Annotated in this window: 18 protein-coding genes and 1 riboswitch; of the genes, 2 read left to right on the top strand and 16 right to left on the bottom strand. The window is 50.8% G+C overall.

Annotation, left to right across the window (positions count from 1 at the left end):
• Positions 1 to 48 precede the first annotated feature (48 nt).
• The 4 genes from BBB58_RS06800 to BBB58_RS06785 all read right to left on the bottom strand — a co-directional run bounded on the left by BBB58_RS06800 (position 49) and on the right by BBB58_RS06785 (position 3,486).
• The gene (locus BBB58_RS06800) at positions 49 to 882 is read right to left on the bottom strand and encodes a MetQ/NlpA family ABC transporter substrate-binding protein (RefSeq protein ID WP_074036354.1); all 834 of its coding nucleotides are present in this window, start codon (positions 880 to 882) and stop codon (positions 49 to 51) included.
• A gap of 30 nt (positions 883 to 912) precedes the next feature.
• Positions 913 to 1,575 carry a methionine ABC transporter permease gene (locus BBB58_RS06795; RefSeq protein WP_012726857.1) on the bottom strand — a complete coding sequence of 221 codons (663 nt, stop codon included), beginning with the start codon at positions 1,573 to 1,575 and terminating at the stop codon, positions 913 to 915.
• Positions 1,565 to 2,593: a methionine ABC transporter ATP-binding protein gene (locus BBB58_RS06790; protein ID WP_074036352.1), complete on the bottom strand. Its 1,029-nt coding sequence runs from the start codon at positions 2,591 to 2,593 to the stop codon at positions 1,565 to 1,567. The genes BBB58_RS06795 and BBB58_RS06790 overlap by 11 nt, the downstream gene beginning before the upstream one ends.
• A gap of 77 nt (positions 2,594 to 2,670) precedes the next feature.
• A riboswitch (SAM riboswitch) is annotated at positions 2,671 to 2,777 on the bottom strand.
• Positions 2,778 to 3,228: 451 nt separating this feature from the next.
• On the bottom strand, positions 3,229 to 3,486 hold the full coding sequence (locus tag BBB58_RS06785; protein ID WP_084543056.1) for a thioredoxin family protein: 258 nt from the start codon (positions 3,484 to 3,486) through the stop codon (positions 3,229 to 3,231).
• 180 nt (positions 3,487 to 3,666) lie between these two features.
• Here BBB58_RS06785 and BBB58_RS06780 point away from each other — a divergent pair, with 180 nt between their 5' ends.
• Positions 3,667 to 4,722 (top strand): PTS sugar transporter subunit IIC, encoded by a 1,056-nt coding sequence (locus BBB58_RS06780; protein WP_074036348.1) that lies wholly within the window; start codon positions 3,667 to 3,669, stop codon positions 4,720 to 4,722.
• Positions 4,723 to 4,761: 39 nt separating this feature from the next.
• On the opposite strand, the gene gcvH is transcribed toward BBB58_RS06780, so the two are convergent.
• The 6 genes from gcvH to BBB58_RS06750 all read right to left on the bottom strand — a co-directional run bounded on the left by gcvH (position 4,762) and on the right by BBB58_RS06750 (position 11,816).
• A complete protein-coding gene (gene gcvH, locus BBB58_RS06775; RefSeq protein ID WP_074036346.1) occupies positions 4,762 to 5,145 on the bottom strand; it encodes a glycine cleavage system protein GcvH in 384 nt (127 codons plus the stop codon).
• 48 nt (positions 5,146 to 5,193) lie between these two features.
• Complete coding sequence (locus BBB58_RS06770; RefSeq protein WP_074036344.1) at positions 5,194 to 5,547, bottom strand: arsenate reductase family protein; 354 nt, start codon at positions 5,545 to 5,547, stop codon at positions 5,194 to 5,196.
• 47 nt (positions 5,548 to 5,594) lie between these two features.
• The gene (locus tag BBB58_RS06765; protein ID WP_074036342.1) at positions 5,595 to 6,326 is read right to left on the bottom strand and encodes a hypothetical protein; all 732 of its coding nucleotides are present in this window, start codon (positions 6,324 to 6,326) and stop codon (positions 5,595 to 5,597) included.
• Positions 6,327 to 6,415: 89 nt separating this feature from the next.
• Entirely contained in the window at positions 6,416 to 8,200 is a 1,785-nt protein-coding gene (locus BBB58_RS06760) for an acyl-CoA dehydrogenase FadE (RefSeq protein ID WP_074036339.1), read from the bottom strand.
• Positions 8,201 to 8,213: 13 nt separating this feature from the next.
• A complete protein-coding gene (locus tag BBB58_RS06755; protein ID WP_012726865.1) occupies positions 8,214 to 9,386 on the bottom strand; it encodes an acetyl-CoA C-acetyltransferase in 1,173 nt (390 codons plus the stop codon).
• A gap of 18 nt (positions 9,387 to 9,404) precedes the next feature.
• Positions 9,405 to 11,816, bottom strand: coding sequence for a 3-hydroxyacyl-CoA dehydrogenase/enoyl-CoA hydratase family protein (locus tag BBB58_RS06750; protein WP_074036337.1), 2,412 nt, complete (start codon positions 11,814 to 11,816; stop codon positions 9,405 to 9,407).
• A 214-nt stretch (positions 11,817 to 12,030) separates the two neighbouring features.
• Here BBB58_RS06750 and BBB58_RS06745 point away from each other — a divergent pair, with 214 nt between their 5' ends.
• Entirely contained in the window at positions 12,031 to 12,933 is a 903-nt protein-coding gene (locus BBB58_RS06745; RefSeq protein WP_074036335.1) for an SDR family oxidoreductase, read from the top strand.
• A gap of 226 nt (positions 12,934 to 13,159) precedes the next feature.
• Here BBB58_RS06745 and BBB58_RS06740 read toward each other — a convergent pair whose 3' ends face one another.
• The 6 genes from BBB58_RS06740 to secA2 all read right to left on the bottom strand — a co-directional run bounded on the left by BBB58_RS06740 (position 13,160) and on the right by secA2 (position 22,687).
• Positions 13,160 to 14,077: a proline dehydrogenase family protein gene (locus BBB58_RS06740; protein ID WP_012726871.1), complete on the bottom strand. Its 918-nt coding sequence runs from the start codon at positions 14,075 to 14,077 to the stop codon at positions 13,160 to 13,162.
• A 157-nt stretch (positions 14,078 to 14,234) separates the two neighbouring features.
• Positions 14,235 to 14,906, bottom strand: coding sequence for a PAQR family membrane homeostasis protein TrhA (gene trhA / locus BBB58_RS06735; protein WP_051829405.1), 672 nt, complete (start codon positions 14,904 to 14,906; stop codon positions 14,235 to 14,237).
• Positions 14,907 to 15,001: 95 nt separating this feature from the next.
• On the bottom strand, positions 15,002 to 16,444 hold the full coding sequence (locus BBB58_RS06730) for a carbon starvation CstA family protein (protein WP_031422912.1): 1,443 nt from the start codon (positions 16,442 to 16,444) through the stop codon (positions 15,002 to 15,004).
• A 186-nt stretch (positions 16,445 to 16,630) separates the two neighbouring features.
• Positions 16,631 to 19,384, bottom strand: coding sequence for a bifunctional 2',3'-cyclic-nucleotide 2'-phosphodiesterase/3'-nucleotidase (locus tag BBB58_RS06725; protein ID WP_074036333.1), 2,754 nt, complete (start codon positions 19,382 to 19,384; stop codon positions 16,631 to 16,633).
• 133 nt (positions 19,385 to 19,517) lie between these two features.
• Positions 19,518 to 20,321 carry an SLAP domain-containing protein gene (locus tag BBB58_RS06720; protein WP_074036331.1) on the bottom strand — a complete coding sequence of 268 codons (804 nt, stop codon included), beginning with the start codon at positions 20,319 to 20,321 and terminating at the stop codon, positions 19,518 to 19,520.
• A complete protein-coding gene (gene secA2 / locus BBB58_RS06715; RefSeq protein WP_074036329.1) occupies positions 20,321 to 22,687 on the bottom strand; it encodes an accessory Sec system translocase SecA2 in 2,367 nt (788 codons plus the stop codon). The genes BBB58_RS06720 and secA2 overlap by 1 nt, the downstream gene beginning before the upstream one ends.
• Positions 22,688 to 22,731: the final 44 nt, after the last annotated feature.

The following is a 22,731-nucleotide window of genomic DNA, read 5'->3' as shown; positions in this document are numbered from 1 at the left end:
AAATAAACAAAAAAAGACCCAGGAGGAAGTCTCCTGAGTCGAAATGACTTATTGTTTGACCGGTACGACCGCACCTTTGTATTCGTCCAAGATCCACTGTTGTGTCTCTTCAGACGTCAATACTTCGAGGAGTGCCTTGACGCGCTCGTCTTCTTCGTCCCCTTCACGCGTGACGATCAAGTTGACGTATGGTGAATCTTCCCCTTCGAGTGCAATCGCATCTTCGAGTGGGTTGAGACCTGCATCGATCGCATAGTTCGTGTTGATGAGGACCGCATCACCTTCTCCATTGTTGTAAGCCGTTGGAAGAAGTGCTGCTTCCACGTCCGTCTTGAATTTCAAGTCTTTCGGGTTGTCGACGATGTCAGCGACTGTCGCATCGACCGTTTTGCCTTCCGCAAGTGTGATGAGACCTTCTGACTGGAGCATCGTAAGGATTCGTCCGTGGTCAGCGACCGATGAGCTCATGATGATTTCCGCTCCTTCAGGAAGCTCGTCAAGCGATTTGTATTTTTGTGAGTAGACACCGATCGGCTCGATGTGCACGCCACCTGCTGATGCGAATTTGTAGTCTTTGTTCTCAGCCATTTGTGACTCGAGGTATGGCTCGTGTTGGAAGTAGTTCGCATCGAGCTCCCCGCTCGCGAGCGTCTTGTTCGGAAGCACGTAGTCTTGGAACTTCTTGATTTCGAGTTTGTAACCTTTTGCTTCATATTCTTCTTGTACGTGCTCTAAAATCTCAGCGTGCGGTACGTTTGACGCACCAACGATCAATGTTTTTTTATCGCCAGAACCTGTTTCTGCCTCTTCCCCGCCGCAAGCCGCGAGAACCGTGAATGCTGATAATGCTGTCAATCCGAGTACTGTTTTCCAAGTTTTCATAATGAATCCCTCCAAATGGTATATGTGTGATTATGCTGAACGTTTATCTATCTTTGTGACGAGTCGGTCACCGATGAATTGGATGACGAACACGATGATCAAGATGAGCACCGTCGCCACGAACGTGACGTCGTTTTGTGAGCGTTGGAATCCTTCCAAGAAGGCTAAGTTCCCGAGTCCGCCACCCCCGACGACCCCCGCCATCGCCGTGTAACCGACGATTGCTACGATGGTCACCGTGAGTCCCGATACGATTGCCGGAAGCGCTTCTGGAATCAAGACTTTGTAGATGATTTGCCATTTTGTCGCTCCCATCGATTCGGCCGCTTCAATGACCCCACGGTCGACTTCACGAAGCGCAAGTTCGACCATCCGAGCATAGAACGGTGCCGCTCCGATGATGAGTGCCGGAAGCGCCGCCGTCGAACCGAGCATCGTACCGAGTAGGAACAACGTGAACGGGATGAGTAAGATAATTAAGATGATGAACGGGATCGAACGAAACACGTTGACGATCGCGCTGACGAAGACGTAAATCGGACGATTCTTCAATAAAAGCGATTCGTTTGTAATATAGAGAATCAAACCTAAAGCCAGTCCGATCACAAACGTCGCCACACCTGCGACGAGCGTCATGTATAACGTCTCCCAAGTCTGCTCCATCATAATTTGCCAATCTACGTTAGGAAACATCGCTTTCCACCTCCACTTCTACGGATTGCGAACGAATCGACGCGATGGCACGATCGATTTCACTTGCTTCCCCAATCAGTTGGATGAATAGCGTACCGAGCGCACCGACTTGTGACTGGGTCACGTTCCCGCCGATGATGTTGAATCCGATGTCATGCGTCTTGAGGACGTCAGACAAAATCGGTTGTTCTGCCGTCTCGTTCAAGAATTTCAATTTGACGATTTGACCGCTCGGATACCGTTCTTTAAGGTGTTCGAACGTGAGCGATAGATCGTCGACCGCCCCGATTTGCTTGACGAATTCTTTCGTGATCGGTTGCTTCGGATGTTGGAACACGTCCGAGACTTGACCGGTCTCAACGACTTTTCCGGCCTCCATCACGGCGACACGGTGACAAATCTTTTGGATGACATGCATCTCATGCGTGATGAGGACGATCGTCAATCCGAGCTTCTTATTGATGCTGACGAGCAGTTCGAGAATCGAATCCGTCGTCTTCGGGTCGAGCGCGCTTGTCGCTTCGTCACAGAGGAGAACCTCAGGATTTGTAGCGAGCGCGCGGGCGATCCCGACTCGCTGTTTTTGACCGCCCGACAGTTGTGATGGATAGCTGTCCTCACGACCAGCCAAACCTACGAGCTCGACGAGTTCTTGGACGCGTCGTTTCCGCTCACTTGCCGGTACCCCGATCAGTTCGAGTGGGAAGCTGATGTTTTCTGCGACCGTGCGCGACCACAAAAGATTAAAGTGCTGGAAGACCATCGAGACGTTCTTGCGAACCCCTCGTAGTTCTTTCGGGCTGAGCTTCGTGAGCTCACTCCCGGCGACCTCGATTTCACCGCTTGACGGTGACTCGAGACGGTTGAGTAATCGAATGAGCGTCGATTTCCCCGCTCCCGAATATCCGATTATTCCAAAAATTTCACCGCGATCAATTGTTAATGACACATCATCGACCGCCTGGACACGACCATTCTTCGTATCGAACCATTTGGCGACGTTTCGTAATTGAATCAATACCTTTCCCTCCTGACAACAAAAAAAGCGCGCACGTTTGAGCAAACGTGCGCACTTTATCGTACGGACAACGATTGCTCTCATCTGTCAAGGTTTCTCACCTTGCTGGAATTAGCACCATTTCGGATTGCTCCGCGGTTGCTGGGCGTCATAGGGCCAGTCCCTCAGCCTCTCTTGATAAGAGTGTTGTGTATTCGATTAGCTTTATCATAGCGACAGCTTTTTCTGCTGTCAAATCCTTTTTTCAAAAAAATTAAAAAAAAGGTGCCGTCCGAGGACGACACAGAACGTAGCACCTTGAGTCACGGAAGGACAGCCCATAGATGAAAATCTTTTGCCCGTTCAAGATTTACATCCTTACATGGGGGAGATTCACCAATCATCACTCGATCTTGGCTTGGACCGTGCAATTATACGGAACGTCTTTCTTCGCTTGATTTTTTTGGGGGACAATCGAAGGGAAGACTGACGTGTATTCGTATAAAGGTAGCAGCGGCTTCGCCAAAACGTCTTGATATCGGGAATATCGCGTCCTATTTTGTGTTCAAGTAAGATGTTGTAATGAATATACCATTCGTGAACTTTCTGTGTCAACTGATTATTTAAAATTTTCAGATTATTCTAATGTTCCTCTCTCATTTCATGAAAGAGAGGACATGTTGCACATTCTGAAACGCGTACAATCGATCTTGAACCTCGCCATTTTCAAGCTTCAACAAGGCGGGTACGCTCATCACTTGGTAGGCTTCTAGCTCTTTTGGGATATAGTTCGCATCTCGCTTTTCGATTTTAATTTCAGGGTCGACCGCTTCGACGACCGTCAACATTTTTTCCGCCACAGCGCATGTACCACACATCGGGGCGTATATATATAAGAATCCGTCTGTAATCATTCTCCTCACCTCTCTTGTCATTATAAGGGGCGATGGATTCTCATTCAAAAATCGTGCTTTGATGAAATTTCAGAATTTTTCAATGATTATCTTGACTCTTTCTGTAGAGAGGAATAATATGGGTTCTAACTTTATCGCTTTTGTACATAACAGCAAAGAAGAAGGACAGGTGAATGAATGATGACGGAACAAGCAACAGGTACGATGAAACAGTTCACGATGAACGTCTTAAACGGTCTCAGCATGGCGATTCTGATCGCCCTCATCCCGAGCGCTTTGCTCGGTGAATTAACGAAAGCCATACTTCCGTATTTTCCGTCTCTTCAATTCATATTGGATGCGACGACAATTGCGATGCGGCTTCTGCCAGCCATTATCGGGCTAGCGGTCGCCATGCAGTTCGGACGATCGATTCTCGAAACCGGGACCATCGCGATTGCGACGTATGTCGGTAGCGGTGCCGTCCGAATCGACGAAGGGGCGTTTGTGATGGCCGGCATCGGGGACGTGATCACAGCTGGTGTTACCGCTGCAATCGCTACACTTCTTGTCATGAAACTCGCTCCCCACTTGAAAACGTATACGGTCATTGTTATGCCGATGACCATCATTGTCGTCGCAGGAGGCATCGGTACTTTCCTACTGACGTACATCTCCCAGATCACGACGTATATCGGTCTACTCATCATGACAATGACTGACCTGCAACCGGTCCTCATGGGAATTCTGATCGCCATGGCGTTCTCACTCATTATCGTCTCGCCGATCTCGACTGTCGGGATTGCGACAGCCATCAGCTTGTCCGGTGTCGCGGCTGGTGCGGCGAACCTCGGTGTCGTCGCTGCCGGATTCGGTCTCGCGATCGCCGGATGGCAGGCAAACGCGACCGGCACATCGATTGCCCATTTCCTCGGCTCTCCGAAGATTCAGATGGCGAACTTTGTCCGACGCCCCATCATGATGCTTCCCATTTTGGCAAATGCGGCGATTCTTGGTGCGCTCGCAGGGATTCTAAAAATTGAAGGAACACCAATCAGTGCCGGGTTCGGTGTGTCAGGTCTCATCGGTCCGGTGAACGCCCTTCACCTCATGCCGGGTGGATTCGCTCTCTTCAACGTCCTGCTCGTCATCGTCTTGTTCGGACTGATTCCGGTCGCACTCGGAATCTTCTTCTACCGTGTGTTTGAACGGACGACTCTCGTCGAATCCGATCATTACCGACTCGATTTCGAGTAAACAAAAAGCCGGCTTCTCCAATGGAGAGGCCGGCTTTGATTATCCTTGAATCATCGCTTCGTATTCTTCTGCAGACATGAGTTTGTCGAGGTCTGACTCTTCCGTCAACTCGACTTCGATCATCCATGCGTTTTCAAACGGTGACTCGTTGACGAGTTCTGGAGAATCCGCGAGGTCCTCGTTCACTGCCGTGATGCGACCAGATATCGGTGCATACAACTCAGAGACCGTCTTCACTGATTCGACTGAGCCGAATGGCTCGTCGAGCAAAATCGTACCATCGACTTCTGGGAGTTCGACAAACACGATGTCCCCTAGTTCGCTTTGTGCGAAATCCGTAATGCCGATGCGGGCTTTCGTTCCATTTACTTCTACCCACTCATGTTCTTTTGAATAACGTAAATTTGCTGGTACTTTGCTCATCCTAACTTCCCCCTCAAATAAATTAGACTCACATCTGTATTATAGCACTTAGCCCCAAACGTCCGTAAAGGACTTTTCTGAAAATCCGACGGTCGTTTTTTCACCATTTGTGACGATTGGTCGCTTCAAAAGCATACCATTGCTCGATAATAGCTCAAGTTGTTCGTCTTCTGATAGATTTGGCAGCTTGTCCTTGATGCCTTCGTTCCGATAGACTTGCCCGCTCGTATTGAAGAACTTCTTGAGTGGTAGACCTGATTGTTTCCACAGTTCAGCGAGTTCCTCTTTCGTCGGCGTCGATTCGACGATATGGACATATGTATACGCGATGCCTTGTTCCTTCAACCATTTTTCTGCTTTTTTACATGTACTGCATGGTGGATAGCCGTATAGTGTCACCATCTGTTCATCACCTCTATTCTCAATGTAGCATATTCCGAGAATTCAATTCACGTCTCAAGCAACCGTTCAATCTCTCGCTTCATCGTCAGGTTCACTTCGTGCCTCGCTTCGATCAACCGTAAGATCGCCGCTGCCGCCTCGATTGACCTGCCGTATCCTTTTACCCCATCTGACAGGAAGGGAATCATCTCCGGCTGTCTCGACTCGACCCGGCGTGTCGGATTGAACGGATCTCCTTGTCCGCCGAGCGCCTTCAAGACGTTTTGAACGGCCGCGACTTGGACGAGTTCGAATCCGGCGAGCATCTCGCCCCGACGTTCCCGAAGTAAGCCGACATATAGGTTCGTCAACGCCTCTTCATAATAATAATCCGCTGATTCACGTGTGATTTCGAGGCGTGGTGTCGCAAATACTTCGAGCGCCTCGTCCCGTCGCCAGACGACACGTCCTGGCGTATAGGCGATGGTCGCCAGTTCATGCAGTTCGAAGACGGCGAACTCACCATAAATGCCATCCTGATACATGATTTTATGCCCGTCCTTCGTGTTTTGGAACTGATAGTGAAGCGGTTCGACCTCGAGCCAGTCGAGTCGGTCGATAAAGCGCGCCTTCTGCCCATCCTCGACAATCAAAAAGAAATCGAGGTCCGAATACTCATCTAACCGCTCCGTCTCTTGTCCAATCGAACCCAATGCGAGCAGCATGAGCGTCCCGTCCTTTTCGGCAACGGACCGTCCAATGCGTTCCATCCGGTCGAGTAATACATCTCGTTTTGTCATCTTCTCTCCCCCTCGTCTCTATTGTACGTGAAAGAGCTCAAAAAAAGAAAGGGTCGACCGCGTCCGGTCCACCCTTTCTGTCCATTTGATTAGACGATAAACTTGTTCGCTTTGATGAGGCTCGCTGCGACTTCGCGCTTCGTCCCGATCACGTTGATTGGCTGATAGCGGCTGAACTTCTTCATTGCCGAGAGAAGCATACGTTGCTCGTCACCAGACGCCGCTGCGTACAATACTTCTTTCGCCATGAGTTCGACTTGCTTGAACACTTGCTCCGCAAAGATTTCTGTGTAGCGGACTTTGAGCGTGTTCTTCTCTTCGCCTGAACGGGTAATCGCTTTGTCTGTACGAGCGATGGCTGCTTCAAGCGCATAGATGGCACTGATCATGTCTGCAATCTTCGCCAAGATTTCTTGTTCGTTTTGAAGGTCTTGTTGATACTTCTGAACAGCTGTACCTGCGACCATCAAATTGATTTTCTTCATGTTCGAAAGGAGCATCTTCTCGCGAGCGAGTGGTGAGCCGTCCAATTCTTGTGGCATGTAGCTCATGAGCTCTTTTTGTTTTTTTTGCGCTTCTGCGAGGAGCGGCAATTCACCTTTCATCGCTTTCTTGAGGAGCGTACCTGGGACGATCAAACGGTTGATCTCGTTCGTTCCTTCGAAGATACGGTTGATGCGCGAGTCACGGTAGAGGTTCTCAACTTCATATTCTGCCATGAATCCGTATCCACCATGAATTTGAACGGCTTCATCGACGACATAGTCGAACGTCTCAGAAGCGAAGACTTTGTTGAGTGAGCATTCGATCGCGTATTCTGCGATCGCTTGTGCGACTTTCGATCCGTCGCGCATGTTCTCATCACCGAGTGCGTCCAAGCTATCCTGGAACAAACCACCTGTACGATAGACTGAACTTTCCATCGCATAGATGTTCGCTGCCATCGTCGCCAATTTCTCTTGGATGAGTGGGAATTGGCTGATTGGTGTCTTGAACTGTTTACGCTCGTTCGCGTATTGAACCGAGAGGTCGAATGCACGTTTTGAAGAACCGACTGCTCCGACTGCGAGTTTGTAACGACCGACGTTCAAGATGTTGAAGGCGATGACGTGACCTTTTCCAACTTCACCGAGAAGGTTGTCGACTGGTACTTCGACATCTTCAAGGATGAGCGTACGTGTCGACGATCCCTTGATTCCCATCTTCTGCTCTTCTGCTCCCGTTGAGACTCCTTTGAAGTCACGCTCGACGATGAAGGCACTGAACTTGTCGCCATCGATTTTCGCATAGACGACGAACACGTTCGCGAAGCCGGCGTTTGTGATCCATTGTTTCTCACCGTTCAAGACGTAGTGCGTGCCCGCCTCATTCAAGACAGCTGTCGTTTTCGCACCGAGGGCGTCAGACCCTGAGCCTGGCTCAGTGAGCGCGTAAGCCGCGATCCATTCGCCTGTCGCGAGTTTTGGCAAGTACTTGTGCTTTTGCTCTTCTGATCCGAAGAAAACGATCGGGAGCGTCCCGATCCCAACGTGTGCGCCGTAGCTGAGTGCGAACGAACGTGCTTTCGCGAAGCGCTCCGTGATGATTGAAGATGAGATTTTATCGAGTTGGTAACCGCCGTACTCTTCAGGAACGTCTGCTCCGAGAAGACCGAGCTCGCCCGCTTCTTTCAACAATTCGACAGAGAGGTCGAACTCGTGTTTCTCGATGCGCTCGAGGACTGGCATGACGCGGTCATCGACAAATCCAGCCGTCGTGTCACCAATCATCTTATGCTCATCTGAGAAATCCTCTGGTGTGAAGAGACGCTCCGCGTCGAGTGCGTCAATGACAAAGCTACCGCCTTTAATCAATTCATGTTCTGTACGTTCCATATCCGATTCCCCCTTAAAGTAATTCGAAGACACCAGCCGCGCCCATTCCGCCGCCGATACACATCGTGACAACCCCATACTTCTCATTGCGTCGTTTCATCTCATGCAAGATCGAGACTGAAAGTTTTGCTCCCGTACAGCCAAGTGGGTGACCGAGGGCGATAGCGCCGCCGTTCACGTTCACTTTCGATGGATCAATTCCGAGTTCACGGATGACACCGAGTGACTGGCTCGCGAACGCTTCGTTCAACTCGAACAATCCGACTTCTTCTAATTTCACGCCAGCCATCTCGAGTGCTTTCGGAATGGCGACGACTGGACCGATTCCCATCACTTCCGGACGGACACCGCCGACGGCGAACGAGAGGAACTTGGCCATCGGTTGCAATCCTTGGCGTTCTGCTTCTTCACGATCCATGACGAGGACAGCTGCTGCTCCGTCTGATACTTGTGAAGCGTTACCCGCAGTGACTGACCCTTTGATTTTGAAGGCCGGGCGGAGTTTCCCGAGTGCTTCGATCGTCGAATCGGCACGGACACCTTCGTCATGCTTCACGACTTTCTCCACTTCCGCGACTTTACCGTCTTCACCGAGTACGTGCTCGATGACCGTCACAGGAACGATTTCTTCCTGGAACTTGCCACCTGCGATGGCTGCCGCCGCCTTTTGGTGACTGTTGATGGCGAACGCATCTTGGTCTTCACGCGAGATGTTGTATTCAGCTGCGACACGTTCTGCCGTATGTCCCATGCTCATGTAGTACTCTGGTGCCGTCTCCATGATGTGTGGGTTTGGACGGATGACGTGACCACCCATCGGGACTTGGCTCATCGACTCCATACCACCGGCGATGATTGCCGTCGCTTGACCGATCATGATTTTCGCCGCCGCGTCCGCGATGGCTTGAAGACCTGACGAGCAGTATCGGTTGATGGTGATCGCTGGAACTTCGTGCGACAGTCCCCCCCGGACCGCCGCATAGCGAGCGATGTTCATCCCTTGCTCCGCTTCTGGCATCGCACAACCCATGATGACGTCATCAATCGGGCCTTTATATCCTGAACGCTCAAGCGTTGCCTTGATGGCATATCCCGCGAGCTCGTCCGAACGAACGTTACGGAACGATCCGCGTTTTGCTTTTCCGACCGGCGTCCGTGCGCCGGCTACGATGACTGCTTCCCTCATCTGTATTGTCCCCCTTTATCAGTTCCGTAGTGGTTTGCCTTTCACGAGCATGTGTTGCATCCGTTGTTGTGACTTCGGCTCCCCGATGAGGCTTAAGAAAGCTTCGCGCTCGATGTCAAGGAAGTACTGCTCATCGACGAGCGTACCGTATGCCAAGTCGCCACCACTGATGACGTGTGCGAGTTTCTTCGCAATTTTCAAATCGTGCTCTGAAATATAACCACCGTAGAACATTTCGTACGCCGCGAGTTCGAGCGTCGCTTTCCCTGTTTGACCGACGACCGGTAACTTCTCACGAACCGGTGCCGTGTACCCGTCAGCCAGTTCAAGGACCGTTTGTTTCGCATCGAACGTCAAGTGGTCGCGGTTCATCGAGATGCCGTCGACCGCACGATGGTAACCGAGTGTTTTCGCATCAAATGCCGACTTCGATACTTTCGCCATCGCGATGTTCTCGAACGTCTGTTGCGCAGCCTTCTCGATGTTTTGCATCGATTTTGGTGTCTGCTCAAGGAGTCGACGGTACGTGTTGACGTTTCCACCCCCACCAGGGATGAGGCCGACACCGACTTCGACAAGACCCATGTATGTCTCAAGTGCGGCTTGCATACGGGCTGCCGGTAAGCTGATTTCCGTTCCACCACCGAGCGTCATACCGTACGGTGCAGCAACGACTGGACGACTTGAATAACGAATCTTTTGAACGACTTGTTGGAACTTGTTGATGATCCAATCGAGTTCGAACCAGTTCTCGTCTTCGGCTTCCATGAGCATCATCGCAAGGTTCGCACCGACACAGAAGTTCTTGCCGTCGTTGGCAAGGACCATTCCTTTGAAGTCTTGCTCGACACGATCGATCGACTGTTCGATCATCTGCATGATGTCGACACCGATCGCGTTGTTTGGTGATGTGAATTCGAGTGCGACCACGTCATCACCGATATCGACGAGGCGTGCGCCACCATTTTCTAAAATGATGCCGTTTGATTTTGCGAGCGGCTTGAGTTTCAATTCTTTCGGGTTGACGGTCTTCTCGACATACGTCTTCGACGCTTTATCGTAATACTGGTCTCCCTTGTAGAATGACGTATTGCCTGCAGCAAGCATCTCATCGATCCATGCCGGGACGTCATAGCCTTCCGCTTTCATACGCTCGACTGATTTCTCAACACCGAGGGCATCCCACATCTCGAACGGTCCAAACTTCCAACCGAAGCCCCACTTCATCGCATCGTCAATCGCAACGATCGTATCGGCGATTTCACCAGTGAGACGTGCCGAGTAAGCGAGCGTCTTCGCCGTGATTGGCCAGAGCAATTGGCCGACGCGACTTTTGTTCAAGATGGCACCTTTCAATTTTGCTTTCGAGCCAGGAAGTGACTTAATTTGATCGAGCTCAGGACCTGTAATCGCTTTCAATTGTTCGTATTCGAACGTCTGAAGATTCAACTCCTGGATGACCTTGCCTTCTTTCTTATAGAAGCCTTGACCAGCCTTTTGTCCGATCCAACCTTTTTCAACGAGTTGCTTCATTTCTGTCGGAACGTCGAACGTGTCCTTCTCTTCCCCTGATTCGAGTGTCTCGTAGACGTTCCCCGCCACGTGGACGAATGTGTCGATTCCGACGACGTCGAGTGTGCGGAAGGTCGCTGATTTTGGACGACCGATGAGTGGACCTGTGATCGAGTCCATCTCTCCGATTGAAGCGTTTTGCTTGAGCATCTCTTCAAACGTGACGAGAAGACCATACGTCCCAATCCGGTTCCCGATGAAGTTCGGTGTGTCTTTTGCTTCGACGACACCTTTGCCGAGACGATCTTCAGCGAAACGTGACATGAAGTCGATGACCGGACGGGCTGTCTTCTCCGTTGGAATGAGTTCGAGCAACTTCAAATAACGCGGTGGGTTGAAGAAGTGCGTGCCGAGGAAGCGTGATTTCAATCCTTCCGGAAGGGCACTTGCCATCGCTTCGATGGAGATCCCTGACGTGTTCGAGCTGAGAATCGCATCTTCACGGATGTAAGGTGCAATCTTCTCGAAGAGTTGTTGCTTCACATCGAGACGTTCGACGACGACTTCGATGACCCAATCTGCTTCTTTCAAACGCTCTAAGTCATCTTCTAAGTTCCCGACTTCGATGAAGTTGAGATGATCGGCTGTCGCGAGTGGTGCTGGATTTTGTTTCAATAGTTTTTGACGGTTTTCTGAGGCGATACGATTGCGTACTTCTGGTGACTCGAGCGTCAACCCTTTCGCTTCCTCTTTGGCTGTCAATTCACGTGGTACGATGTCGAGCATGAGCGAACGAATCCCCGCGTTCGCCAAGTGAGCTGCAATCCCCGCCCCCATTACTCCTGAACCGATGACGACCGCAAAACGAATTGAGTTCGTCAAACGGAGGTCGGTTGATTGTTCGATGTGACTCGTCATAGTGTTCCCCCCTAAAATGAGAATGAATAGTGATTCATTTAACGCGTAAAAAAAATCGCAATCACCATCGTGTTTACTCTTCTATCATAAATGAATGAACATTCATTCGCAAGCGTTCATTTTTCAATTTCATTCCATTTTTTGAATGAACGATTAGTTTTTAATGTGTGTGGTATAGACAACAAGAGTCAAATTTAGAAAGGGGAATGTACACATGCATGATAATCGTTTAAACACTGTCGGTAGCCGAAAGGACTTTGAGTCGTTTAAGAAGAAAGCCCAAGAACAGTCGCACCAACCGGGAATCGATTCGAAGATGGAACCTTTCCCGATCTATGAACGGGAAGACTATAAAGGAAGTGACAAGTTAAAAGACAAGGTCGCGGTCATCACCGGTGGGGATTCCGGGATCGGAAAGTCGGTCGCCATCTTCTTCGCCCATGAAGGTGCGAACTCCGTCATCGTCTATAAAGACCAAAACGAGCTCGAGGATGCGGAAGCGACAAAAGAACGGATTGAAGATTTAGGGCAAGCCTGCCTCTTGCTTCAAGGAGACATCGGGGAATCTTCGTTCTGTCAACAAGTCGTCGAGGAGACGCTTGAAACATTCGGTCATATCGACATCCTCGTCAACAACGCCGCTGAGCAGCATCCGCAAGAATCGCTTCTTGACATTTCGGATGAACAACTCGAGAAGACGTTCCGTACGAACATCTTCAGCATGTTCTACTTAACGAAAGCAGCGCTCCCCTACTTAAAAGAAGGAGCGAGCATCATCAATACGACCTCGATCACAGCCTATGAAGGAAACGACCAATTGATTGACTATTCGTCGACGAAAGGTGCCATCACGGCATTTACCCGCTCCCTCGCCAAAAACTTGGCGGACAAGAAGATTCGCGTCAACGGGGTCGCCCCGGGACCGATTTGGACACCGCTCATCCCTTCAACGTTTGACGCGGAGAAGGTGAAATCGTTCGGCGATTCAGCAGAGATGAAACGACCGGGGCAACCGGCCGAACTCGCACCGGCGTATGTCTATCTCGCAAGCGATGATTCAACATACGTCAGTGGTCAAGTCATCCACGTAAATGGTGGAACCGTGATTAATGGATAATTGCTCGAAGACTCAGTTCGTAGCTGAGTCTTCTTTTTGTGCAGTGCATCCAGAAGAACATCAAGAACTTTTCTTTTGGCTGTCCGATCAAATCGGTCCAGATTTTTGGGTAAGTGAGGACGAGAACAACAAATCGTAGCACCTCCTCAATTTAGAAGATCGAACGCATCGACGTTATCCATACATCAAAAAGCACGAACATCCTCGACGGATGTTCGTGCTCATTTTATTTCTTCACCATTCCTTTTAACACGAACGCCACGTTCGCCGGGCGCTCTGCGAGACGGCGCATGAAGTAGCCGTACCAGTCACGTCCGTATGGCACGTAGACACGGACTTTGTATCCTTGGCGCACGAGCTCGAGTTGACGCTCGACGCGGATGCCGTATAACATCTGGAACTCGAACTGGTCGAGTGGAATGTTGTTCTCTTTGACGTGCTCGATAATAGCGTCAATCATATGGTCATCGTGTGTCGCGATGGATGCGTAGTTCCCGTTCGCAAGATGGAGTTTGACGAGCTTCACGTAGTTATGGTCCACGTCCTCTTTTTCAGGGAACGCGACCGTCGCCGGCTCTTTATATGCCCCTTTGACGATGCGGAGGTTCGGCTTGAGCGGCGCAAGATGATTGATGTCATCTTCCGAGCGGTACAAGTACGACTGGATGACCGTTCCAAGACCGTCAAATTCAGACTTCAGCTTTTTAAACAATTCGAGCGTCTTTTCACAACGCTGCTCATCTTCCATATCGATGGCCACAAAGACTCCGACTCGTTGTGCGACCGTCAAAATTTGACGCATGTTGTCTTCAATCAACTCGTCCGAGATATCGAATCCGAGTGATGTCAGCTTGAGTGACATATAGGCGTCTAATTGCTCTTCTGCCATAATTTCAATCGCACGCATGATCTCGTCGCGATTCGTATTCGCCTCTTCGACCGTCTTAATAAATTCCCCGAGATGATCGACCGTGACCGACAACCCTTTCGCATTCAATTCGCGAATCGTCGGGACAGAAGCCTTAAAGTCTTCCCCTGCTACAAAGCGTGATGCACCAAATCGTAGGCCATATTTCTTTGCCAAACTGTTGAGTGTTTTGTTTTGTGACATGTAGATAAATCCATCGCGCAACACTTTTTCCATCTGATTTTCCCCCTTACTTTTACACCCATCTATCTCTATGATGATGTCTGCAATTATTATGACACACAAACGTCATTTCGTCTGTATTTTTGTAACCGTTTGCAGCACTTTCTTAACAACTTTTCAAAAAAGACAGGCGCCCCGTAGGACGGCTGTCTTATAGGCTTGTCGAAGGTGCGACATAGAGTAAAATACTGAGGAAGATGAACACGCTTCCCGCTAGGACGAACAGATGCCAAATGGCATGGTTGAACGGCAGTTTTTGCCACACGTAAAACACGATGCCGACCGAATAGGCGATCCCTCCTGCGAGGAGAAGCATGAACCCTTGATGACCGAGTGATTCATACAACGGACGGATGGCGATGATGCAGATCCAACCGAGTGCGAGGTATGTCACATTGGACACCCACATGTACTTTCCGGTCGAAAACAGTTTCCACACGATCCCGAGAATCGCAACACCCCACACGATCCCGAATAGCGTCCAGCCGAGCGTCCCGTGAAGGGTCACGAGTGCGAACGGCGTATAACTTCCGGCGATGAGTAAGTAAATCCCCGCATGATCGAACACTTGCAGCACCCGTTTCGCCCGTGGATGCGGGATGGCGTGCATGAGTGTCGAGAAGAGATAAAGTAAAATCATCGATGCCCCGAATACACTGACCGCGGTGACGTTCCACGTGCTCCCACTCTCTGTGGCGCTCATGACGAGCAGGACGAGGGCGACGATGCTGAAGATGACTCCTAAGCCGTGCGTGATCGCGCTCGCAATTTCTTCCCCGAGCGTGTCGGCATGGAGCATCTCTTTGAGTTGTTCTTGTTTCATGTGCTCCCACCTTCCGTAACTGTTCCTTCTAGTATGGACATTTCCCGATTATAACGCAATCAAAAACACGGGCTACCGATTAGCCCGTGTCGAGATTATGCGACTTCTTTCACCGGAACGTCACATTCCATTTGTGCTGCCCGCATCGCGCGTGCCCGTTTGTGGAACAAGACGAGAAGCGTCAACGTTCCGAGCGTCGAGATGACGTACGGAAGGACTCCCTCCAGCTTGAAGCCGATCGGCGCCGTCAAGATGTAGAACCAGACTGCATACAACATGAACGTCCCCGGAAGGAGCGCGATGTAGTGGTTTTTCCCTTTAATGTAAAGGTACATCGCCCCGACGAACAGTGCGATGACCGCCGTCGTCTGGTTCGCCCAGTTGAAGTATTGCCAAAGCATTTGGAAGTCCATGTTCGTGAGCACGTATGAGATCGCGAAGAGTGGAAGCGCGATCCAAAGACGCGATGTGAACTTCTTCTGTGCGATTGACATGTAGTCCGCGATAATCATCCGTGCGCTACGGAATGCCGTGTCGCCTGACGTGATCGGTAAGACGATGACTCCGAGAATCGCGAGTGTCCCGCCGATGCTGCCGAGCATGAGTGTCGCCACTTCTTGCACGACGAGTGCCGGAGTGCCCGCACTGATGAGTCCAAGCAATTCACCCGGCTCAAAGATGGCCATCGCCGCTCCAGCCCAAATCATCGCGATGACCGCTTCGGCGATCATCATGCCGTAGAAGATTTCACGGCCGTTGCTTTCTTTCATCGTCGTCCGCGAGATGATCGGCGACTGTGTCGCATGGAAACCAGAGAGCGCCCCACATGAGATGGTAAAGAAGAGGAGCGGCCAGATCGGCAAGCCGTCCGGATGCATGTTCGTCAATGTCATCTCTGGAATCTTGTATCCTTGAGCGAATAAACTGACCGCGATCCCGATGGCACTGATGACGAGTAGTGCCCCGAAGAACGGGTAGATGCGTCCGATGATCTTATCGACCGGGAGAAGCGTCGCCAAGATGTAGTAAGCGAACACAGCGAAGATGACGATGGTGAGCGTCGTTGCATTCCCATCGAACAAGTTGTTGATCATGTTACTCGGAGACGTGACGAACACCGTCCCGACAAGAAGTAAAAGTAAAAGTGCAAATCCATTGACGATATGGCGAAGTGAACGTCCGAGAAACTTCTCCGCTAGTTGCGGCAAGTGTGCCCCGTTATTTCGAAGGGAAATCATTCCTGTCAAATAGTCATGAACCGCACCGGCAAAGATCGATCCGAACACGATCCAAAGGAAGGCGACCGGTCCGTAGAGCGCCCCCATGATCGGTCCAAAGATTGGTCCGACACCGGCGATGTTGAGCAATTGAATCATCGAGTTCCGTTTTTTGCCCATCGGCACGTAGTCGATGCCGTCCTGAGACGCATAGGCGGGCGTCGTCCGCTCTTCCTTGATGCCGAACGTCTTCTCAACGTAACGACCGTATACCAAATACCCGACCAAAAGTAGTGCGAGTGCGACGAAGAATGTAATCATCTGTCAGTCCCCTTTTCCGTACATATGTAGCCGAAACCCCATCAGCTCTTCGGTTTACACGTGTCATGTAACCGATTACATGTTTGATTATACATAAGAGTTAATGATAATGTAAGGGCTTTCATTCACATTTTAGACACTATTATTCGACAAAAAACGACGCCCGAATTGGACGCCGTTCCGTACTTATTTCAAGTTGAGAGTCGATTGTTTTGCACCAGAACCGTTCGATCCGCTTGCGATGACTTTGTAAGTCCCTTTCGTAAGGCCTTTTTTGAACGTGAACGTGTACGTTCCTGTCCAGCTCGCCTGTACTTTGGCGACTTGCTTGCCTTTCGCGTCTTTCAAGACGACCGTCGCACCCGGTGTTGTTTTCCCGATCAAGGCGCGTGTGCCGGCCTTCACACCTTTCGTCGTCTTCGGTGTCACGATTGATTCATTTTTTAACTCGAACGATGTTGTCTTGACTACTTTTCCTGATACATCTTTCGCTTCGATTTCATATTTTGCTGCAAAGAATCCTGTACTTCTCTTGAATGTGAAGTTCCCATTCTCGTCAGCTTTCGCATAGTCTACTTTTTTCCCGTCTCGCTTAAGGACGAGCGTAGCCCCTTCCGTCGTTTTTCCAGTCAACACGGTTGTATTCGTGTACGTCAAACGTTTCGAGATAGCTGGCGTTCCGACAAAACCTGCACCGACGACTTTCGTTTCCGTCATCGTCTTCCCATTCAATTCGCTTTCAATCGTCAATGACTGACGGAGTTTGAGCGGTTTGACCGTCAAACGGTACATGCCTTCTGCATCGGCTGTCGTTTTCGCGAGAACCGTTTTGCCATCTTTTAATGTCACGTTTGCAGATGGAGCCGTCTTCCCAGTCACGATTTTTGCACCCGGTTTGATGACATCGACCGCGAGCGTCAAGTCAGTTGGCGCCACTTCGAGCTCTGCCGTATAGGTCCGGAAGAGGCGACCTGCCGCATCTTCACGCGTCGCGTCCGTCGCTTCGATACCTTCGTAAAGGTTCAAGTACTGCTTACCCGCATCCGCTGTTTCAAATGTCACCGAACGTTTCGCATCCGCGACAATCTTCCAGTTGTTGTCGGCTTTGTAGTCTAAGTTACTGCCACTCGACACAATATAGTCCGAGATGACGTTACGTGTCTCATACGCTGAGCGATAGACGATGTTCTTCCCGCCACCGAGACCTGGGAACGATGAAGAACCCGCGCGATAGTTATTCGTCGCGACCAAGAATTCTTGGTCCATTTTGATCGGTTGTCCGTTGTACTCGACGTTCTTCACGCGGTTCGCGTTCGCATTGACGAGCTTCCCGCCGACATCGAACATCGCAGGACCCGTGACATCGATCTCATACGTCAAACCGTCGAGAATATCGAAGTTGTAGCTACGGAATTGAAGGTTGAGTAAGTTTTCGCCATCTTCTTCGATTTGGTCAAACGCACCCGCTGACATCTCGAGCCAATCCATGACATCTTTTCCTGTCACTTTGACGACTTCGAGCGTGTTCGGATACACGTAAAGGTCCGCGACGTTTTTCAAAGCAATTTGCCCTTTCGGGATATTCGTATAGTAGCTCGCATCTGTCAATTCACGACCACCCGCTTTGAACGGTGCTCCTGCTGACAAGAGTGGTAACTCTTTATAAGCAGAAAGTTCTGGGTTCGTCTCGAGTTCTTTCTCGACATACCACTTCTGTGCGTTCGTCACGAACTGAACCGATGCGTCGTCACGGACCAGTGCGAAGTAGCTTTGGATGTCATCTTGAATCTCACCGACCGGTTGGTTGATATAGTCGATTGTCGCCAAGTGGTCGTCTTCGATCAACGCTTGAATCGTCGGGTCGACCGCCGTATCAGCCGTCACCGTATCGAGTGCTGCTGACGCATCAACGATTTGCCATTTCCCATCCACGAGTTCAAGTTCAAAGTCGATGACGCCGAGGTCCTTCCCTTGGTTGTTCGCCATGACGACCGGTTTGCCATTGATTGTCCCCTTCGTCATATCGACGTTCGGGAACGAAGCGAACATGCCTTTCGCATCCGGGAAGCGACCGTGTTGGTGTCCCGTCATGACCATGTCGAGCCCGTCAATCTTCGTGAGTGCGTAACCGACGTTCTCTTCGCTGTCGAGTTGCTCATCCGCGAGCGCTGCACTGTCACCAATCCCTGAGTGCGCGAGGGCGACGACGACGTCCGCTCCCTGGCCTTTTAATTTTTGTACTGCTTCACGTGCGGACGGGATGATATCCTCTGCCGTCACACGACCTTGAAGGTTCCCCGAATCCCATGACATGATTTTCGGAGGGACGACTCCGAATACGCCGACTTTGATCGTATGTGTTTCCCCATCCAGGTCTGTGACCGTTCGTTCGATGATTTGGACCTCTTGTCCATCCACGTTGAACTTCGAGACGATCGGGTTGCCTTCTAAATCTTTGACGTTCGAGTTGACGAAACGCAGTTTCCCTTTCGACCCCTCCATCGCATTGTATAAGAATTCGAGACCAAAGTTGAATTCATGGTTCCCGAGTGTGACGGCATCGTAGTTCAATGCCGCCATCGCCTTGTACATCGGATGTTCGAACGCTTCATTTTTTCCAGCTTGGCTCTCACGGACGTAATCGCCAAACGGTGTCCCCTGAATCGTATCCCCGTTATCGAACAAGAATGTGTTCGTTTCCCCAGCGGCTGTACGATGTTCATTGATGAGTGTCGCGACTTTCGTCAATCCGATCGTGTTATCGACCTTGTCTTGGAAGTAGTCGTAGTTCGTGATGTTCGTATGTAAGTCTGTCGTCTCTAAGAAACGGAGCTTGACGATATCCTCGTCCACTTCTGCCAAGACGTTCGGTGCCTGTAGCGGCAAAACGGTTGGTAACACGAGCGCAGTCGCGATCGACCATTTCAATGCGGTTTTCATGTGATTGTCCCCTTTTTCTGGTTGATAATTGTCTAACCATATTCAATATAACACCAGCTGTCTTTCCCTCCTATTAAATTTTTGTATAAAAATAGACCTAATTTCCTTTACAAAAATTAGGTCTATCATCCTATTATTGTTTGATACGAACAGTAAACGGTCCATCTCCGTCAATTTCTTCAAATGTGACTGATACCGGGTACGCATGTTTACCGTAGACCGACTCTTCGAGACGAATCATCGTGAAGCCGACCACGTCCTCCCCACTCACGAGTTCAAGCGGGAGTTTCTCAACGTTCAAGTGGCGGTCGTAGCCGTTGCGAAGGAGAATCGTCGCCGTGACGTCCGTCTCTTCCTTCTCCACCGACACGAGCATCAAGTTGAACTCGTTCTCTCCGACTGGCGGTGTCGAGATGTTCGTCCGCATGAGCTGTTGCCATGCAACCTTCGAGAACTTCGCTTCTTCTTCCGATGACACGGGCTGAAGCGGGTCAATCGGGTTCATTTGGAAGACGAGTCGGAGCGAGTCGTAGGATTCTATTTCTCCGAACATCTCATCCAAGAAGAAGTCCAAATAAACCGGCTTGCTCGTCCACGCCTCAAAGCTCGGCAGTTCAGAACGTCCGAGGACTTTCCGTCCGATCGGGACGTTATTCGCGTCCAACAAGAGGACTGGCAATTCGTTGATCTCGAACGAGCTCGGAAGCGTGTTTCGGAACAACGCCACGATCGACAAATCATGCCCGAGCGATTCGGCATTCAACAACTCAATCGAGAGTTGATTGTCGAGAAGTGGCGGGAGTCGCTTCGCATGATAACGGAAGACGTACTCGTCCTCTTTCGGGATCCCCATCGCATCGTCGATGACGAGCGTCAATTGGCGCCCTTCCTCTTTATTTCCTGTCTCAATCTGTTTACGTTTACGAAATCCTAGCATTATACTTCCTCCTCTGCCATCTCGGCGAAGTAACGGTCGAGTTGGCATAGTTCCGTCGTGACATCCCGTGCGATATTGATATATGTCTGTTCGAAGATTTCGAGTCCTTCTTTTCCGAACTGACGGCTCGGGTCTTCCTGACCGTAGCTGCGAAGACCGATCCCTTCTTTCAATCCGCTCATCGTCGTCAAATGGTCCGTCCATTTCATGTCGACGGCACGGAGAAGCGATTCTTTCGCGAAGAGGACGATGTCATCCTGTTCGAGGCGTGACGCCGTCGTAGCGATGATCGTCTCCATCCAGTCGTTTAAAGCATCCTTCAGTTCACGTGTATCGGCGATGTCATTCGCCCATGTCGGCTCCTGCATCGTCAAGTAGCGCAAGTCTTCTTTCAACTCATCGATTGGCCATTCCTCAGGTACGAGTTCATCCGATACATGCATGTCGATGCTATTCTCGAGGGCGAGGCGCATCATGCCGAGGACGTTTTTCGTGATGGCATCCGCATCGGCGTTGACGGCCTGGTTACGAATCGTATAGATGATATTCCGTTGCTCGTTCAAGACGTCATCGAGTTTGAACAAGTAGTCCCGAATCGAGACGCCGAGTCCTTCGATCGTCGTCTGCGCATATTCGATGATCTCGATCGCATCTTTCGTTGAGACCTCACCTGTCGCACTCGGCTTCAACTTCTTCTCCACGCGTTCTAGTTTCTGCGCCGCATAACGTTTCACGATCTCATCTTCGAGCGAGACGAAGAACTCGGTCGCACCCGGGTCGCCTTGACGTCCCGAACGACCGCGGAGCTGGTTGTCGACACGTTTTGACTCATGCCGCTCCGTTCCGAGGACGAAGAGACCGCCCGCTTCCTTCGCTTTTGCGTCGAGCGTGATGTCCGTTCCACGTCCGGCCATGTTCGTCGCAATCGTCACTTTGCCGAATTGACCGGCGTCCGCGATGATATCCGCTTCCTGAGCGACCGTCTTCGCGTTCAACACGTCATGCTCGATCCGCTTCTTCTTCAAATGCTTGCTGATGGCTTCCGATTGTGCGATCGAGGTCGTCCCGATCAAGATCGGTCGTCCCGTCGTATGCAGTTCCGCTACTTTCTCAGTGACCGCCGCATACTTTTGCTCGGTCGTCATGAAGATGCGGTCCGGATGGTCGACACGTTGACGTTCGCGGTTCGTCGGCACTTGGACGACGTCCATGTTGTACGTCTTCAAGAACTCTTGGCGCGACGTCTGGGCCGTCCCCGTCATCCCCCCAACGAGCGGATACATGCGGAAATAGTGCTGAATCGTAATCTCCGCCGTCGTCTTGTTCTCTTCGGTGATGGTGACGCCTTCTTTCGCCTCGAGCGCCTGATGCAACCCTTCCGACAGGCTTCGTCCTTCCATGATGCGTCCTGTGAACAAGTCGATGAGTTCAATCTTGTCTTCTCGGACGATATAGTCGACGTCAAGCTCAAACAAGACGTTCGCACGGAGCGCCTGGACGAGATAGTGATAGAGCACCTGGTGTGAGGCGCTGAACAGGTTATCGATGGCGAACAGCTCTTCAATCTTGACGATCCCTGCTTCCGTGAACGTCGCAGATTTCGACTCGAGGTCGACCTCGTAGTCGGTCTCCTCGAACTCAGAAATGATCTGTTGTGCCAACTGTTTCAACCGGATATGTGACCGGTCCTTCTGCGCGATGATGAGCGGCGTCTTCGCCTCATCTATCAAGATGCTGTCGACTTCATCGACGATGGCGAAATGGAACAGACGTTGGACCCGTTCTTCCGGCTTATGGACAAGGTTGTCACGCAAGTAGTCAAACCCGAACTCTGTCCCGACCCCATACGTGATATCTGCCTGATATGCGGAACGCTTCTCGTCCGCTTCGATGTCTGGTACGTTCAAACCGACCGTCAACCCGAGGAAGTCATGGATCTTCCCGATCTGTTCCGCGTCACGTCTCGCCAAATAATCGTTGACCGTGATGACGTGGACGCCTTTTCCTTCGAGCGCCTTGACGTAACTCGGCAAAGCGGCGACGAGCGTCTTCCCTTCCCCCGTCGGCATCTCCGAGATGTTCCCTTCGAGGAGGGCGAACCCACCGATGAGCTGGACGTCATAGTGACGCATTCCGAGCACACGGACTGACGCTTCGCGGACGAGAGCGAACCCCTCTTCCGCGATGTCGTCCACTTTCTTTCCATCCAAGAGACGTGCTTTGAGCGTCTCCGTATATGTACGCATCTCGTCATCCGAGAGGGCTTTCATCGTTGTCTCTAATTCATTAATACGCGCGACCCGTCGTTCGTACGCTTTCAAACGCCGGCTTTGATCATTCGTTAACTGTTTTACAAATTGGATCACACTAATAGCCTCCATCTTTCTATCAATTCATCACTTACATACCC

Origin of the sequence: Exiguobacterium profundum (genome assembly GCF_001909285.1) — a bacterium.
GTDB classification, from domain to species: Bacteria; Bacillota; Bacilli; order Exiguobacteriales; family Exiguobacteriaceae; genus Exiguobacterium; species Exiguobacterium profundum.
This window is presented reverse-complemented; position numbering and strand designations above follow the sequence as displayed.